The 14,811-nt window shown below is 63.6% G+C and carries 12 protein-coding genes; 10 read left to right on the top strand and 2 right to left on the bottom strand.

Annotated elements, in window-relative coordinates; all coding sequences use genetic code 11:
• Window positions 1-91 precede the first annotated feature (91 nt).
• Entirely contained in the window at window positions 92-2,803 is a 2,712-nt protein-coding gene (locus L6639_RS19200; protein ID WP_237863183.1) for a DUF2235 domain-containing protein, read from the bottom strand.
• A 281-nt stretch (window positions 2,804-3,084) separates the two neighbouring features.
• Complete coding sequence (locus tag L6639_RS19195; protein ID WP_237863182.1) at window positions 3,085-3,318, bottom strand: hypothetical protein; 234 nt, start codon at window positions 3,316-3,318, stop codon at window positions 3,085-3,087.
• 94 nt (window positions 3,319-3,412) lie between these two features.
• Here L6639_RS19195 and L6639_RS19190 point away from each other — a divergent pair, with 94 nt between their 5' ends.
• The 10 genes from L6639_RS19190 (at window position 3,413) to L6639_RS19145 (ending at window position 14,783) form a co-directional block, all read left to right on the top strand.
• Window positions 3,413-3,874 (top strand): DUF6314 family protein, encoded by a 462-nt coding sequence (locus L6639_RS19190; RefSeq protein WP_237863181.1) that lies wholly within the window; start codon window positions 3,413-3,415, stop codon window positions 3,872-3,874.
• Between the two features lie 136 nt (window positions 3,875-4,010).
• Complete coding sequence (locus L6639_RS19185; protein WP_237863180.1) at window positions 4,011-4,805, top strand: SDR family NAD(P)-dependent oxidoreductase; 795 nt, start codon at window positions 4,011-4,013, stop codon at window positions 4,803-4,805.
• A gap of 63 nt (window positions 4,806-4,868) precedes the next feature.
• Window positions 4,869-5,309, top strand: coding sequence for a DUF3237 family protein (locus L6639_RS19180; protein ID WP_237863179.1), 441 nt, complete (start codon window positions 4,869-4,871; stop codon window positions 5,307-5,309).
• Window positions 5,310-5,338: 29 nt separating this feature from the next.
• Window positions 5,339-6,097, top strand: coding sequence for an SDR family NAD(P)-dependent oxidoreductase (locus L6639_RS19175; RefSeq protein ID WP_237863178.1), 759 nt, complete (start codon window positions 5,339-5,341; stop codon window positions 6,095-6,097).
• A 26-nt stretch (window positions 6,098-6,123) separates the two neighbouring features.
• A complete protein-coding gene (locus L6639_RS19170) occupies window positions 6,124-7,167 on the top strand; it encodes a sigma-70 family RNA polymerase sigma factor (protein WP_333909390.1) in 1,044 nt (347 codons plus the stop codon).
• Between the two features lie 145 nt (window positions 7,168-7,312).
• Window positions 7,313-9,610 carry a heavy metal translocating P-type ATPase gene (locus L6639_RS19165; RefSeq protein WP_237863176.1) on the top strand — a complete coding sequence of 766 codons (2,298 nt, stop codon included), beginning with the start codon at window positions 7,313-7,315 and terminating at the stop codon, window positions 9,608-9,610.
• A gap of 673 nt (window positions 9,611-10,283) precedes the next feature.
• Complete coding sequence (locus tag L6639_RS19160; RefSeq protein ID WP_237863175.1) at window positions 10,284-11,021, top strand: AfsR/SARP family transcriptional regulator; 738 nt, start codon at window positions 10,284-10,286, stop codon at window positions 11,019-11,021.
• A gap of 215 nt (window positions 11,022-11,236) precedes the next feature.
• Window positions 11,237-11,491 (top strand): hypothetical protein, encoded by a 255-nt coding sequence (locus tag L6639_RS19155; RefSeq protein ID WP_237863174.1) that lies wholly within the window; start codon window positions 11,237-11,239, stop codon window positions 11,489-11,491.
• A gap of 13 nt (window positions 11,492-11,504) precedes the next feature.
• A complete protein-coding gene (locus L6639_RS19150) occupies window positions 11,505-12,911 on the top strand; it encodes a hypothetical protein (RefSeq protein WP_237863173.1) in 1,407 nt (468 codons plus the stop codon).
• A gap of 12 nt (window positions 12,912-12,923) precedes the next feature.
• Window positions 12,924-14,783, top strand: coding sequence for a TIGR02594 family protein (locus tag L6639_RS19145; RefSeq protein WP_237863172.1), 1,860 nt, complete (start codon window positions 12,924-12,926; stop codon window positions 14,781-14,783).
• The last annotated feature ends 28 nt before the right edge of the window (window positions 14,784-14,811 follow it).

Here is a 14,811-nt window from a genome sequence, read left to right as displayed (position 1 = left end):
CCGCGGCCATACCGGCGCGACACCCATAATCATGGGGGCGAGGCCATGCGTTGAGAGCCCAACGGCTTCGTTTGCGCAGCTCGGCGTGGCGTTACTTGTTCGCCAGCGGCGAAGTGGTCTTCGCCGCGGGCAGCGCAGGTGCGGGCAGGCGCTGCACCGAGATTTTCGCCGTGCCGGTGTTGTTGCGATAGAATAGATCCGGTGGGCCCTGGATCACCAAGAGCCACGACGGCACCATCGACTGCGGCAAGAGCTGCGGGAAGATCTGCACCGCATCGTTGACGTAGAAGAACAGTTCGCCGGAGTCAGGGGCGATGAACTCGGCGACGATGCGGTCGGTCAGTCCTTCGGTCCGCCAGACCTGCTCCGCAGCCGCGAGCATATCCTGCGGGATCGGCTCGAAATTGCCGAGCGTCTTCAGCTCGCCCTTGAACCGGTCGATATCGTCGAGGCTGACGGGATATTGATTCTGTCCTTCAACATCGTCTTCCGCAGGAAGCGTCGGCTTGGCCCGACGCGGCAACGCGTCAGCCGGGATCACGTTGATCGCCTGCAGGGGAAGCTCAGTCACCCCTTTCGTCCCAATGCGAACCACGGGCTGGAACCAGTTTGCCGCGTACAGACGCAGCTCCGGCAAAGCGATGGTATGACGCAGCCCATGCGTCCGGAAGCCGTTCGCTCCGCTCAAGGTGGTGCGGTCGAACCAGGGCTCCTTGACGTCGATGAAGACGCGATATTTGCGGCCTTTCTCGACCGCGAGCCCGCTCCACCAGCAAAACGTCCTGGTGTCGAACAGCGCGACTGCATCGGTCGGGTCGTCGCGCACCGGCGTGCCGATCTGGGGTGATCCGGCAGCATCCTTGCTTGTGGTGCAGACCTTTCCGAGTGCGACGCGCCCGGTGAACAAGCTGTTCGACAGGATCAGTGCCGCCGAGCCGAAGATCGTGAGCAGGAAGATGGCCGGCACGAGGCCCTTGGTGATGAGGCGGCCTGCCGGTCCGGCATTCGTCCGCATCCAATGGCCGAACCTCAACAGCGGGCCCGGCTCGTCGATGTGGCTCAGGCTCGCCTTGCGACGGGGCGTATTCCAGGCGAGGCGCGCGCGTTCCTGGATGGTGTCACGCAGCTCCGAATTCTTGTTCCAGATCCACCAGGTCAGCGCGCCCACGATCGACGTGATGAACGGATAGTAGACCGCGACGTCGAGCCAGGGCGCCGCATAGGACGGCATCACGTCCCTGACGAGATTGGCGAACGGGGCCACCACGGCGCCCAGCACCCAGTCGATGTTTGCGATGATGGAGATCCCCTCATGGCCCACGGGCTGTTTGGACCATTGCACCAACGGATAAGAGATCCACGGCCAGGCGGCGATCACGCCGACCATGAACAGCAGCGCGAAATAGGCGACGCGCCGCCACCATACGGTGTCACGCGCGAGCGAGGCCATCTCGGCGTCGGGCATGCTCATCGCGGTGAACGCCTCGGCTTCCTTCTGCCGTCGCGATCCCCTGGCCTTCGTCAGATAGGCGCCCTTCATCGCCTCGCGCGTCCCCTGGTCGGTGAGGTCGAGCTTGGTGCCGTCAGGCATCAGCACCCGGGCGTCGGCGGGAAGCATGATCGGCGCGTAGTCGTCGCAGCCGTGCAGCATGCGCTCGACCACGGCGAAATGCACCACAGGCGTGCCGCCGTTGGCCTTGCCCGCCATGACCGGACGCGGGCCGTAGCGATACAGCACCGCCGCACCGCTGCGCGAATCGTGCATCGGCCCGATCGCCGATTGATAGTCCCTGAAGTGCTCGACGGTGCCCTTCTGGAAGCGGAGCTTGTTGCCGAGCTGGTCGGCCATCCAGACCAGCGGAACGAACGACAATGTGCAGTCCGGATAGCCGCCGCCGATGTCGGAATGGACGCCGGCGAACCATACCTCTTTGACCGTCTGATCGGCCGCGAGATGAGACTGGTCAATCCGCAGCGGATGGAAGGTAGTGCGCTCGTCGTCGAGCCCAAGCGCGTGACAGATGTACTTTGCCTTGCGAGAGGGGCGGTGGTTGCGGAACGAGATTGGCCAGATAGCCCAGTCGATCGCAACGCGCAGTTCCTCGATCGGGACGCCGAAGGCCTCGACCGTGTCGAACAGTCCGAGGAAGTCGATATTGACGTCCTTGCGGCCGTTCATCGCCGCGCGGACCGCGGTGTAGGAGCGGTGTCCGAACAGCAAATGATAGAAGTAGAGCACGATGTCCCGAATTAGGCGCGTGATCCAGATCGTCGGCAGGCTTCGCTTCCACGGCACCGTCTCGCGGCGGTATTCGCGCCACGCGGACATGGTGTTTCGCTCCATTTCGGCATGCGAGACGGGCTCGTCGTCGATCACTGCGGGCACCAGACCCTGGCTGGCGATCAGGGCCGCCAGCGTGCGGGCGGTGAAAGCACCGCGGCTGAAGCCGAAGATGTAGATCTCGTCGCCCGGGCGCCAATTCCAGCACAGAAAGCGATAGAGCTTGCGAACGTTGGCCGGCACGCCGATGCCGGTGGCGCCATCAAGCGCGGCGAGCGGCGCCCAGCCGGCGGTGCCGACACCCTTGATGTAATAGGCGATCTGGTCGGGCTGGGTGTGGTCGAGCGCCTCGTAGAGCCGCCAGACGCTGGATTCCTGGGTCGTGAAGGCGTTGCCGGTGCCATCGGCGAACAGCACCAGCTTGCGCGGCACCCGCGCGCCGGGTGTAGTCGCAGTCTGATCTGCATGCGGATGATCCGCTGCTACAGGACTGCCGTGCGGCGTTCCGTCATGGTGAGTCATGGGCCCCTCCGAAATTCTGTCGGGGATGCTTCAAGCCCTGAAGGGCGGCATCCTCTGAATTCAATCGATAGATGCACTATGAAATATTGGATGTATTTTGTCTGAGAACGCGCCGAGGTAGCAACAAGGATCGCGCTGTCTCGCTCGGGCCGTCTATGAACTAGGCCACAGTCGGCAAAAGAAATGCCCGGGCGAGCCCCGGGACCTCTCTTATTTTAATCGCTCTTTCGCCGCAGGTTCGGCCTGACGCCGTCGGCGGCGCGGGGCAAGTGTGCGCGCGCTTATAGCGTCTCCACCTTCGGTGGCGGATAGCGCCGTGCCAGCATCGACAGCGGCAGGCGCCGTTCGTCCATCGGCAGCTCCAGCCAAGCCAGCACCTGCGGCCGTTTCCAGTCGCCGATGCCGAAATCCATGTCGATCCATTTCTGCGGCTCCGGCCCCTCGAGCCCACGAACCCAGACGAGATAGCGGGGCAGGTCGTCGACGTCCGTTCCGGTCGTGGGTCTCCTGGCCATCACATGCTCACTGCATCGACACCTATCCGCCCCAGGATATAGGTACTGGCCCGGCAAAGTCGAACGCGTCGCTGGTGGTCGAGGCCCGAAGGATATGAACGAGACTGTGACCGGCAACTGGGGTGACGGCTCCGAGGTGACGAAGCGGCTGACCGGCTCCTGGTCGTTCAACAGGCTGATCGAGGGGCAGGGGAGCATGCAGGGTCTTGCGACCTTCACGCCGTCCGGCCCGGACGGCCTGGCCTATCGCGAACAGGGACGGTTGAAGCTCCTGACCGGCACAGAACTCGAAGCTGAGCGCGAGTACGTCTTCCACGGGCACGGCCGCGGATTCGACGTCTTCTTCAAGGAGGCCCCGCCGCGGCTCTTCCACACGGTCGAACTGGTTGCGTCCGACGACGGCGCCTTGAACGGAAGCGCCGACCATCTGTGTGGTTTCGACCGTTATCAGTCGACCTACACCTTCCGCCCCGAAGGCAGCTTTGTCATTCGCCACATCGTGTCAGGTCCGCGCAAGGACTACACGATGGTCACGACTTATAGGCGGAAGGCGTGAGGCCTGCTGTCGCTTCGCGACACCCCGAAATTTTTTCGCCGACGCCGATGAGTCTCCGGGGTGCCGAGGGTCTCTATGAGCGATGACGGTGGCCAAACCGGCCTCCGCACCGAACTCGAGATGAAAAGGGCTCGTCATGCTCCTCGAAAACAAGACAGCAGTCATTTACGGCGCCGGCGGGGCCATCGGCGGCGCCGTGGCGCGGACATTCGCCCGCGAAGGGGCCAAAGTCTTCCTCTCCGGCCGCACGCTCGGCAAGGTCGAGCGCGTGGCCAAGGAGATTGTCGCAGCAGGCGGAACAGCAACGGCCTTTCAGGTCGATGCTCTGGACGAAGAGGCCGTGGAAAGCCACGTGGCCACGGTCTTCAAGTCCAGCGGGCGGCTAGATGTGTCTTTCAACGCCATCACGCCGATCCCGCAGCCAGGGACCCAGGGGATCCCGATTGCCCAGCTGTCGGTCGACAGCTTCACCGCGCCGATCACCGCCTACATGCGATCGCACTTCCTGACGGCGCGAGCGGCGGCACGGCGAATGGCCGGGCAAGGCTCCGGTGTGCTGTTGATGCACACCCCTGAACCCGCACGGCTCGGTGCGGCTCTGGTCGGAGGGATGGGTCCCGCCTGGGCGGCGATGGAAGCCTTGAACCGCAACCTGTCCGCCGAATTCGGTGCGAGAGGTGTTCGCGCGATCTGCCTGCGCTCGACCGGCATGCCGGAGACGGAGACAATCGAGGTCGTCTTCGGGCTGCATGCCAGCGCGATGGGCATCCCGCGCGAGCAGTTCCTGGGCTTCATCGAGAGCCTCACGCATCGCAAGCGCTCGAGCAAGCTCTCCGAGGTGGCGGACATGGCGGCCTTCCTGGTCTCCGATCGGGGCAGCGGTATGACCGGAACCGTGGCGAACCTGACCGGCGGGTTGATCGTCGACTGAGCGCGTTCTGCTGCCGGCGATCAGCGACGCCGGGTTTGTAGAGACACTTAAGAGAGAGAAGCCATGAGCTACGAAAAGATCTTCGAATACGATCTCGACATCATGAGTGTGACTGAATACGGCCTGAACATGCAGGCCGTATTAGCGGGACAACAGAGTGTGCCGCTGCACGGCGCTCAATTCGACGTCGCGCTCGCGGGACCGATCAAAGGCCGCATGACGGGCGCGATGCGCGGCATCGACTATTTGCGTGTCCGTGCCGATGGCCGCAGGGAGCTCGATCTCCGCGCGACCATCGAGACCGAGGATGGCAGCCGGATCGCGTTTTCCGCCGACGGCGTCGGGACCCCGCGCGACGGTGAGCCGATCGTCGACCTGGCTGTGAAGATCGACCTCACCACGGCCGCCGCGGCCTATGCCTGGGTCAACGCACGGCCGGCCTGGGGCGCGGGCTACGCGAACCTGGCGACAGGCAAGATCCACATCGACGCGTATCTGCATTGAGATTGGGGCGCGCTTGGGAGATTTGAGCCATGTCGTCGGAAAACGGATTGCTGCAGGGCAAGCGAGTGGTCGTCCTTGGCGCCAGCCGGGGCGTCGGCCGCGAGATCGTACGGCGTGCTGCGGACGAAGGTGCGCATGTCCTGGCGGTCGCCAGGCAGGCGCGCGGTCTTTCCTATCTCGCAAAGGAAATGCGCGTCGACACGCTGGCGCTGGACGCCGCTTCGGAAGCCGCGCCGCAGGAGGTCTTCGCCAGGACGAGGCCCGATCTGCTGGTGATATGCGGCGGGGCGATCCCGCCGGTCCGTCCGATCCCCGAGCTCACCTGGGCCGAATTCGGCGTGAATTGGGAAGTCGACACCAAGATGGCCTTCCTGTTCTGCCGCGAGGCGCTCAACTTGCCGCTTGCGCCGGGCTCGGTCGTGGTCATCATCTCCAGCGGGGCCGGCCTCGGCGGGTCGCCGATCTCGGGCGGCTACGCTGGCGCCAAGCGCATGCAGATGTTCATTGCCCAATACTGTCAGGCCGAATCTGATCGCCGCGAGCTCGGCATCCGTTTCGTCGCGCTCGTCCCCTCCCGTGTCATGCCGGAGACGGAGCTCGGGCAGGCCGCCGTGACCGGCTACGCCCGCTACCTCGGCATTCCCCAGCAGAAGTTCCTCGAGAACATGGGCGCGCGCCAGTCGCCCGCAGATGTCGCCGAGGCGGTGCTCGAAGCCGCGGTCAAGCCGCCGGCTCAGGCAGGGGCGATCTTCACCGTTTCGGCCAATGGCGTCGCCGCGGCAAGCTGAGAGAAGAGCGGGACTGCAGCAATTCAATGGTGTCGCCAAATGGTATCGTCATGAGAGACAGGACGTCGGTCGGTTCTCCAAACGTTGCGCCGCCGAGCCGAGCGGACTTCGCCCGCGTGGCCGAAGCGCATCGCCGCGCGCTCAAGCTGCATTGCTATCGGATGCTGGGATCGCTTCACGAGGCCGAGGACGCGGTCCAGGAGACCATGCTGCGGGCCTGGCGGGGCTTCGACGACTTCGAGGCGCGCGCCTCGATCAAGAACTGGCTCTACCGGATCGCGACGAACGTTGCGCTCAATATGGCGCGCCGTTCGAAGCACGGCCGGACAATGCCCGACCAGCTGGGAGGCCCGTCGACCCAGAGGCCGCAGGGGCGGTCGGATGCGGAAACGCTGTGGATCGAGCCCTATCCCGACGCCGAGCTCGAGAGCCTGCCGGATCCCGCCGGAGGGCCTGACGTCCGCTACGAGCTGCGCGAGTCTGTCCGTTTCGCGTTCATCACCGCCATCCAGCAACTGCCGCCGCGCCAGCGCGCCGTGCTGCTGCTGGCCGACGTCTTGGGCTGGTCAGCGATCGAGGTCGCCGCCGTGCTCGATGCTTCGGTGGCCTCGGTGAACAGCGCCCTGCAACGGGCGCGGGCCAAGCTGGTCACGCTCGACCGTGACGTTCGGCAGGCCCCGACCGCCGATGAGCATCAGCGAAGCCTGCTGGAGCGCTACGTGCTGGCCTGGGAAAGCGCCGACCTGGAGCGGTTCGTCTCGCTGCTGAAGGAAGACGCCGTCTATTCGATGCCTCCCTGGCGAGAGTGGTATCGCGGCCGCTCTTCGATCGCGGATTTCTTCCGGGCCGTCTGGCCCGCCTACCGCGGCTTCAGGCTGGTGCCTGTCGGCGCAAACCTGCAGCCGGCATTCGCCCTCTACTCCCTCGGCGCGGAAAGGCGCTGGAATGCCCATTCCATCCAGCTCCTGGCGCTGGACAAGGATCGGATCGCGGCGATGACGATGTTCATGCAGCCGCTCGCCCCGAAGCTTTTCACTGTGTTCCGGCTGCCGGCGGTGCTGGAGCCCTGACCCGGCTCATTGAGCCGCTTCGCATTGGCCTCCTCCTCCTCGGACGACTTCTGGATGGGATTCCTCGACTGGGCGTTTGATTCTGCTCAAGCGACGATGCCGGTTTCGGGAGAGAGTGAAGTCCGTGTAGCTATGGAACCAAGCCATGTCGTTTGAGCGGGTCCTGCGATGGGGCCTGGTTGCGATTGCAATCGCAGGATTGACCGCGGGTATTCTCGCGCGGGTGGCGGGCCGGCCTGATCTTGCGGATCTTGCGTGGAAACTCGGCACCGCGCCCGTGATCGGCGGACTGGCGGTCTCGATCGTCAGAGATCTTCTGGGCGGTCGCTTCGGAGTGGACGCGATTGCGCTGCTGTCGATGAGCGCGGCGTTGGCGCTCGGCCAGCCGCTTGCTGGCGCCGTGGTTGCGCTGATGTATTCCGGCGGCAACGTGCTGGAGGATATCGCGATCGCGCGGGCGGAGCGTGACCTGCGCTCCCTGGTCGATCGCGCACCGCGGCGGGCACACCGCAAAGGCAACAGCGGGATCGAGGAGGTCCCGATCGAGGCAGTGTCGGTGGGCGAAGAGCTGCTGGTCAGAGCGGGCGAGATCGTGCCGGTCGACGGTATCGTTGGCTCGGCCTCGGCCACCATCGACGAGTCCGCGGTTAGCGGCGAACCCATTCCGGTCGAGAAGACACGCGGCAGCGCAGTTCTTTCCGGTTCGTTGAACGCGGGCGAGACCTTCGACTTGACCGTGACCGCGCCGGCCGGCGAGAGCACCTATGCCGGCATCGTGCGGATGGTGACGGCAGCCCAAACGGCGAAGGCGCCCTTTGTGCGGATGGCCGATCGTTTTGCGCTGGTCCTTCTCCCGGTGACGCTCGCGGTCGCCTTCCTTGCATGGTGGATTTCCGGTGATTTGACGCGCAGCCTTGCTGTGCTGGTGGCGGCGACGCCTTGCCCCCTGATCCTGGCTGCACCAGTCGCCTTCATCGCGGGGGTGGCGCGCGCGGCCCGGCGCGGCATCCTCGCCAAGGGTGGAGGGGCCTTGGAAGCGCTGGCTCGCGCGCACACGGTGCTGTTTGACAAGACCGGCACCCTGACCGTCGGAGGGGCACGGTTGCTTTCTGTCGAGGTCGCTCCCGGGGAAGATCCGGACGAGGTCCTCAGGCTTGCGGCATCGCTCGAGCAGGCCTCGCATCACGTGCTTGCCAAGACCGTCGTCGCTGCAGCCCTCGATCGCCACCTCAAGCTGAAAGCGCCCGAACAAGTCAAGGAAACCATGGGCACCGGCTTGAGCGGCCTGGTCGACGGGCGAAGGGTCACTGCGGGCTCGCGAGAGCTGCTTCGCGCGCATGCCGAATTGTTGCCTTGGGAGCTGCGGGCGATCCGGCGCGCCTCATGGCGCTCGGCCCTGATCGTCTTCGTCGCTGTGAATCGCCGTCCGATCGGAGCGTTGCTGCTGGCCGACGAGTTGCGGGCCGATACGCCGCGAGCGATCCGGCTGCTGCGCGATGCCGGCATCGCGCGAATGGTGATGGTCACGGGCGATCGCGCCGCGGCAGCGCAGGCCATCGGTGCCGCGCTCGACCTCGACGCCGTGCTGGCCGACCGCGTTCCTTCAGACAAGGTCGAGGCAGTCCGCGCGGAGCAGAGGCTGCATCCGACCATCATGGTCGGCGATGGCATCAATGACGCCCCGGCACTGGCCGTGGCCGATATCGGGGTCGCGCTCGGCGCGCGCGGCGCGACCGCGTCGTCCGAGGCCGCCGATGTAGTGATCTTGGCCGACCGGCTCGATCGCGTCGGCGAGGCGATCATGATTGCGCAGCGAGCACGACGCATCGCCCTGCAAAGCATTGTTGTCGGCATGGGGTTGTCATTGGTGGCAATGGTCGCTGCAACCGTTGGCTGGCTCAATCCCGTGCCCGCGGCCATCGTCCAGGAGATCATCGACGTTGCGGTCATTCTGAACGCATTGCGGGCGCTCACTCCGGCCCTTGCCAGGGGCGGTGCACGCATCAGCGCGGAGCAGGGGCTGGCATTGCATCACGATCATCTGGCCCTCTTCAAGGACCTCGACCGGGTGCGCAGAATCGTCGATGCATTGGATGATGCGACGCCCGAATCCGCTGCGGCGCTGATAGTGGAGGCCCAGCGCCTTGTTCAGAGCAGCGTCGTGATGCATGAGCGCGAGGACGAGGACAGCGTCTATCCGAAGCTTGCGGAGGTGCTCCGCGAACGCCACGGCCTTTCTGCCATGAGCCGCGCCCATCGGGAGATTCTGCACCTGACAAGGCTGCTCGATCGGATCGTGGAGGATCTGCCGTCGGAGAAGGTCGATCGCTATCTTGTCCGGGATGCCCAACGGGTGATCGAGGCGATCGAAACGCTGGTGCGCATGCACACTGCTCAGGAGGAGGACATTTACGAAGCCGTGGCGGCTCAGACGGCAGCTTGAGTTCGCCATTCACGCGACGGCCCCGAAGCAAAGCAGGGCTACGGCCGTCTCAATTCCTTTGTTCGGAATAACGAAATTCGTCGTGAAACGCTATTGTTCTTACTTATATTTTCAGGATGGTGCGCCATTCAGAACTAAATTGCGAACTCTTATATAGTTGAAATCACCATGTAATTGCATTCAATCAGACATTGCTCTTTTGCTCTCTAAGCCCTCACCCGGACGCAACCGAGAAGATGTCTTTGCATGCGCTCCCTTGGGGAGTTCATCGACGGCCTTCGGGGGGCGGATGCTGCACCTTATTGAAGCCGATCCAAAATAGCGTTTCCCGACGGAAGCGACCCTGCTCGGCGGGAAGACCTCAGATCCATCTAGCGTGCCCTTGGAGTGATTTAGGTTGCCCGTCGACAGAGCGAACGTAAACCCGCTACCCCGCTACCCCACTACAATGCCTGCAAAGCTCATCAGGGAGCTGCGAGCAGCGGCGTCGATTTGAAATCTTGACTCTGGGCAGTTTTTTGTCAGGCTACAATTTTAGGGCGAATTCTAAAAAGTTCCTTTGAAGCGTGCGTTTGGGGGCAAGGCCGTGTTGACGATAAGCCTGCTCGGGTCCAGCCGAGTCGCGAGTGACCACGAACATATCTGGGCTGAACTCGGACCAGCCGGGCGGCGGATGGCCGGTTTTCTCTTCACTTTTCCCGATCGCCCACATCGCCGCGAAAGAATGATCGACCTGTTTTGGCCGGACCTCGACGCAGAGAGAGGGCGCCGGGCCATGAACTCGGCGGTCTGGCGCCTGCGGAAACTGCTCGCGTCGTCTCGCGAGTGCGAAAAGGATAACAATCTCAGGACCGTGGGCCTTGAGACGATCCTGGAGAAGTGCGCGTGGCTCGACGTCGATACCTGGGCTCTCCTTCACGCCGCCCAGACGACGCTCGGCGGCTCCGTGGCTGACCTCGACACGCGCAGGATCAAGGAGATACTGACCGTCCTGTACCGGTATGAGGGTCCCTTCCTGGATGGAGAGGAGGCCGATTGGGTTCTGGAGGAACGTGAGCGGCTTCATTCCATGTTCGTCCAGGCCGCCCTCACCCTCGTCCGGCATCTTGGACAGCAGGAGCGTCATCACGAGGCCATTCAGCTCGCGCGTCACGCACTCCGCTTCGATCCCTACAGGGAAGAGTTGGTTCGATACCTCCTGATCGTGCTCGCGCTCGACGAGCGGCGCAATGACGCCATTCGATATTATGATCATTGGATCGGCCTGATCAGGAAAGAGCTTGGGATTTCGCCGCTTCCGGCCACACGGGCGACCATCGAAGAGATCAAGAACCTGCACGATGCCGAAACCTTGCAGCATTTGCGCGCGCGGTTGTTCGGCACCGATGGACGACAGCGCTTCCTGAGCTGAGCTCACTCTCACTGCCCAGAGCATCATACGTACTTGCTGCGACCGGGTCGCCGGCGCTGCCCGCGCGGCTGCAAGTCATGCCGTGATCTCACCGTGATCGGCAGACCATCTCTGCGCGAGCCATCCGCGGGCGAGCCGAGATCGGACACCTGGCGATCCCGAGATCATCGCCGGATCGTTCCGAGTTCGGACCATGCCATCGTCACGGCATGAGCTTGCAAAGACCACCGTTTGATCCGGTTTTCATCCTGCGATTCTGGCGGGAGGCGCTCGACGGCAGCGGCTCGGCTCGCTGGCGGGTGCAGGTCCGCAACATCAACACGGGTCGCCGCGACGTCGTCGACGACGTCCAGAGCGCCTTCACGATCGTCACTGCCAATTTGAACGCTGCCGAGGAGAAATACGAGCGCTCCGAGGAGCCGAGAACCGGGACATCTGGCGATGATTTTGACGACAAGTCACTCTGCTAAGACGGGGGCGTGGATGCGCTACGTTGCGAGGTGGGCGGCGTGTATCGCGATGGCGCTGTTTTCTGCCGGCTGCGACCTGAGCTCCAACCAGGGCGTCGGCACCAAGCTCTATCCCGCCGATGTTGCGGCGCAGACCGACCTGCAGAACGCCTACGTTGCCGCGATCTGCCAGCAAGCCGGAATCGTGCCGACGGCTTTCGATGGTGTGACGAGTTGCGGCCCCGATCCCTATGATGCGAAAACATGGTGGCTGTTCGTCCAGGCCGGCATGAACGATATCGACCAGCGCTGCGATGCCTATCTGGCCTGGCTCGACGATGCGCAGCGCACGCGCGAGCCGGTGCTCAACGAACTGGCTCTCGCCAGCGCGACCGCGCAGACGATCATGCTGGCGAGCGGGGTGGGCGCCAACCCGATCACCATCGTCGGTGCCGCTTTCGGGCTCGCGGCCGGTACTTTCACCAACGTCCAGTCGCGCCTGATCCTCACCATGCCGCACTCGACGATTCAGGCGGTCGTGCTCAGCCGGCAGAAGGAATACCGGGACCGGCTGATGGGTACGGCGTCGACCAAGGCGGTCGCCATCATCAGCAGGCCGAATGCCCTTTATGCGCTGCGCTCCTATCTGCGCCTGTGCATGCCGATGACGATCGAGACCGAGATCAACAACACCATCGCCACGTTCGAGCGCAACGGTGCCGACGGGCTGCAAAAGGACTCGTTGATTTCACCCCGGAGCGCGGGCGTGCCATTCACGCCGACGAGCGTGGTGAAGAAGCCGGACCGCCCTTTCAACCCGCCGCGCGCTGAGTTCGATCAATTCTTTGCCGAGAAAGGTGCGCTGAGCAACGAGGACGAGCAATTCGCTCTGAATGGGCTTTGTCTCGACAAGAACACCAAGAGCGGCCTGCCCCAGACAAAACTGATCCAGATGCTCATCGACATCTACGAGGCGACGCGGAGCACGCCGAAGCCGACGGTCAATCGTATCATCGACAAGACCGAGCGGCTTGCGATCATCAGCCAGCCGGACTGCGGCGACGCGATGAATTTCTTCGAGAAGTTCACCTTCGCCAATACGACGGTGCAGGACGTCAACGGCAACAATCCCAGTGCCGGCAACCTGAGCGCTTTCATAGACCTGCTGAACGTCTCGGGGCCCAGCGCGCCCCTTCTAAACACGACCAAGCTTGGTGCGCCGGCGTTGCGCACCAAGATCGCGCTGGTTCGCACAGAGTTGGGACAAGTTGATCTGGTGGCTTCAGCAACCACCCAGGCGACCCCGGCCTTGGTGGCCAGGCTCGTAAAGCTGCAAAGAGACAAAGCAGCCGCAACCGCGGCTCCGGCTGCGACTCCAAATGCGGCTTCAAGTCCAAATCCAGATCCGAATGCGGCTCCCGCTGCGCCTCCGAAACATTGATGAAGGTCAGCCATGACAGTTTATCTGGTTAAAGGTTTCCCCGACCTGCTCGATAAGCCCGGCGGCAAGGCCATCGATGGCTTGACCGGAAACATGACCGTCGTCGGCACCGGAAACGTCTCGGGCGACTTTATCGAAGTCAAGGTCGACGATGCGGATGAAACCGGCTGGGTTGCGAAAGAAAGCCTGGCCGTGAAGGGGCGAGACATTATGAGCGAAGCGGCCTTCGTTCGCGAATGCCTCGTCGCGGAGCGCGCCGTCAACGCGCTGGACCAGACCGCGCCCTGGTTCGTCTCGGCCGACTATGTGATTGCACGGGCGATCTTCGAAACCCAGGATACCGGCCACAAGATGGTGAATGTTGGCCCCAAGATTCCCGGATCGGATGGCGTCGGTCCATGCCAGATCAGCACGGCCGAATGGCAGCGCTTCCTCGATAATGGCGGCACGCTTGCGGCCGGCTTCGGGACGGGGAGCGTGGATGATGCTCTGTCCCAGGCCTGGGGCGCGGCCTTCACGATGTTCACGGACGCCAAGGCGATCACCCAGGCGAAGCGGAACGCCGGCCAGGGCAGCGACACCGAGCCGCCGCTGCCGAGCTATCTGGAAATCTTCCTCGCCTATCTGACCGCCAGCCCGAAAGCGGCGATCATGCTCGCTGCGGCGGCCGCGACGCCGGCGGATATGGGCCAGGATCCGGCGGCTGCGGCGCCGGCAGCCGGGTCCGACGGTACCCTCAAGCTCAATGATTTTCTCAAGAGCAAGGCGGGCCTCGCCGACGACCAGATTGCGGCCCTGTTCAAGGCGCGCCCCGGTCTGACGGGAACGAACGACGCCAACGCCAAGACCGTTACGGATTTCGTCAACGGCGTCAGCACGAGATTCGCCCAGGGGCTGAGCGACGCCTTCGATCTCATCAACAAGAACGCGCCGGAGACGATTGTCGCGGTCCTCGGCTCCGGCAAGGCGCCGTGGTTGGATGTTGCCAGGCAAGAACAGGCCAAGAATATCAAGGAGGGCGTCGGAAATAGCGACGCCAGGATCCTCGAATATTTCAAGTCGATCAGTTTCCCGACCGACACGTCGCAGACACCCTGGTGCGCGGCCTTCGTCTCATTTTGCATGAAGACCTGCAACAATCCGGTCGCCGCCGCCAGCGTACCGAAAAATAATCCGGCAACGGCCTCATCGTGGAAGAGCTGGGGCGATCCGCTGCCGATCAACGCCAGCAATACGCCACCGGGCGCGGTCGTGGTGCTGGCGCCGACGGAGAAGCACGACACCACCGGTCACGTCGGCTTCTACGTCAGGGGCGACACCAACACGATCACGCTGCTGGGCGGCAACCAGTCGGATCAGGTGAAGGAGAGCACCTTTGCGCGCTCGCGCGTCGCGGCGATCCGCTGGCTCGACGTGGCAGGGGCCACTGCCACCGGACCTGTTGCCGTCGGCAACATCAACCTCCCCAAGGATTTCGGTCCCGATCAGAGGAAGAACGCCGATATCATCATGAATGCCTTTGCCGCCGCCGGCTTCGATCGGATCCATCAGATCACGGCGGTTGCCAATGCATGGAAAGAATCGACCCTCAAGGCCGACGCGAGAACCAACAATTCGATCGAAGACAGCGTCGGGCTGTTCCAGCTCAACATGCGAAAGGGTCTCGGGGTTGGTCATCAGCTGCCCGACCTCCTCGATGCGAAAAAGAACACCGATATCATCATCGGCGTTTGCAAAAAGGTGCCCAGCTTCGTCAAGGCGACAAACCTCGAGCAAGCCGTGACCGCCTTCGTGCGCTTCGTCGAAATTCCGGCGAATCAAACCGCAGAGATCGCCGACCGGCTGCACAAGGCCAATTCACTGATGGCCTGATGCAGGGTCCCCGTCGACCTGGAGAGAA

The organism is Bradyrhizobium zhengyangense (genome assembly GCF_022012555.1).
In the GTDB taxonomy this organism is placed as follows: Bacteria; Pseudomonadota; Alphaproteobacteria; order Rhizobiales; family Xanthobacteraceae; genus Bradyrhizobium; species Bradyrhizobium zhengyangense.
The sequence above is the reverse complement of the archived record's forward strand: the minus strand, read 5'-3'. Positions and strand labels throughout refer to the sequence as shown.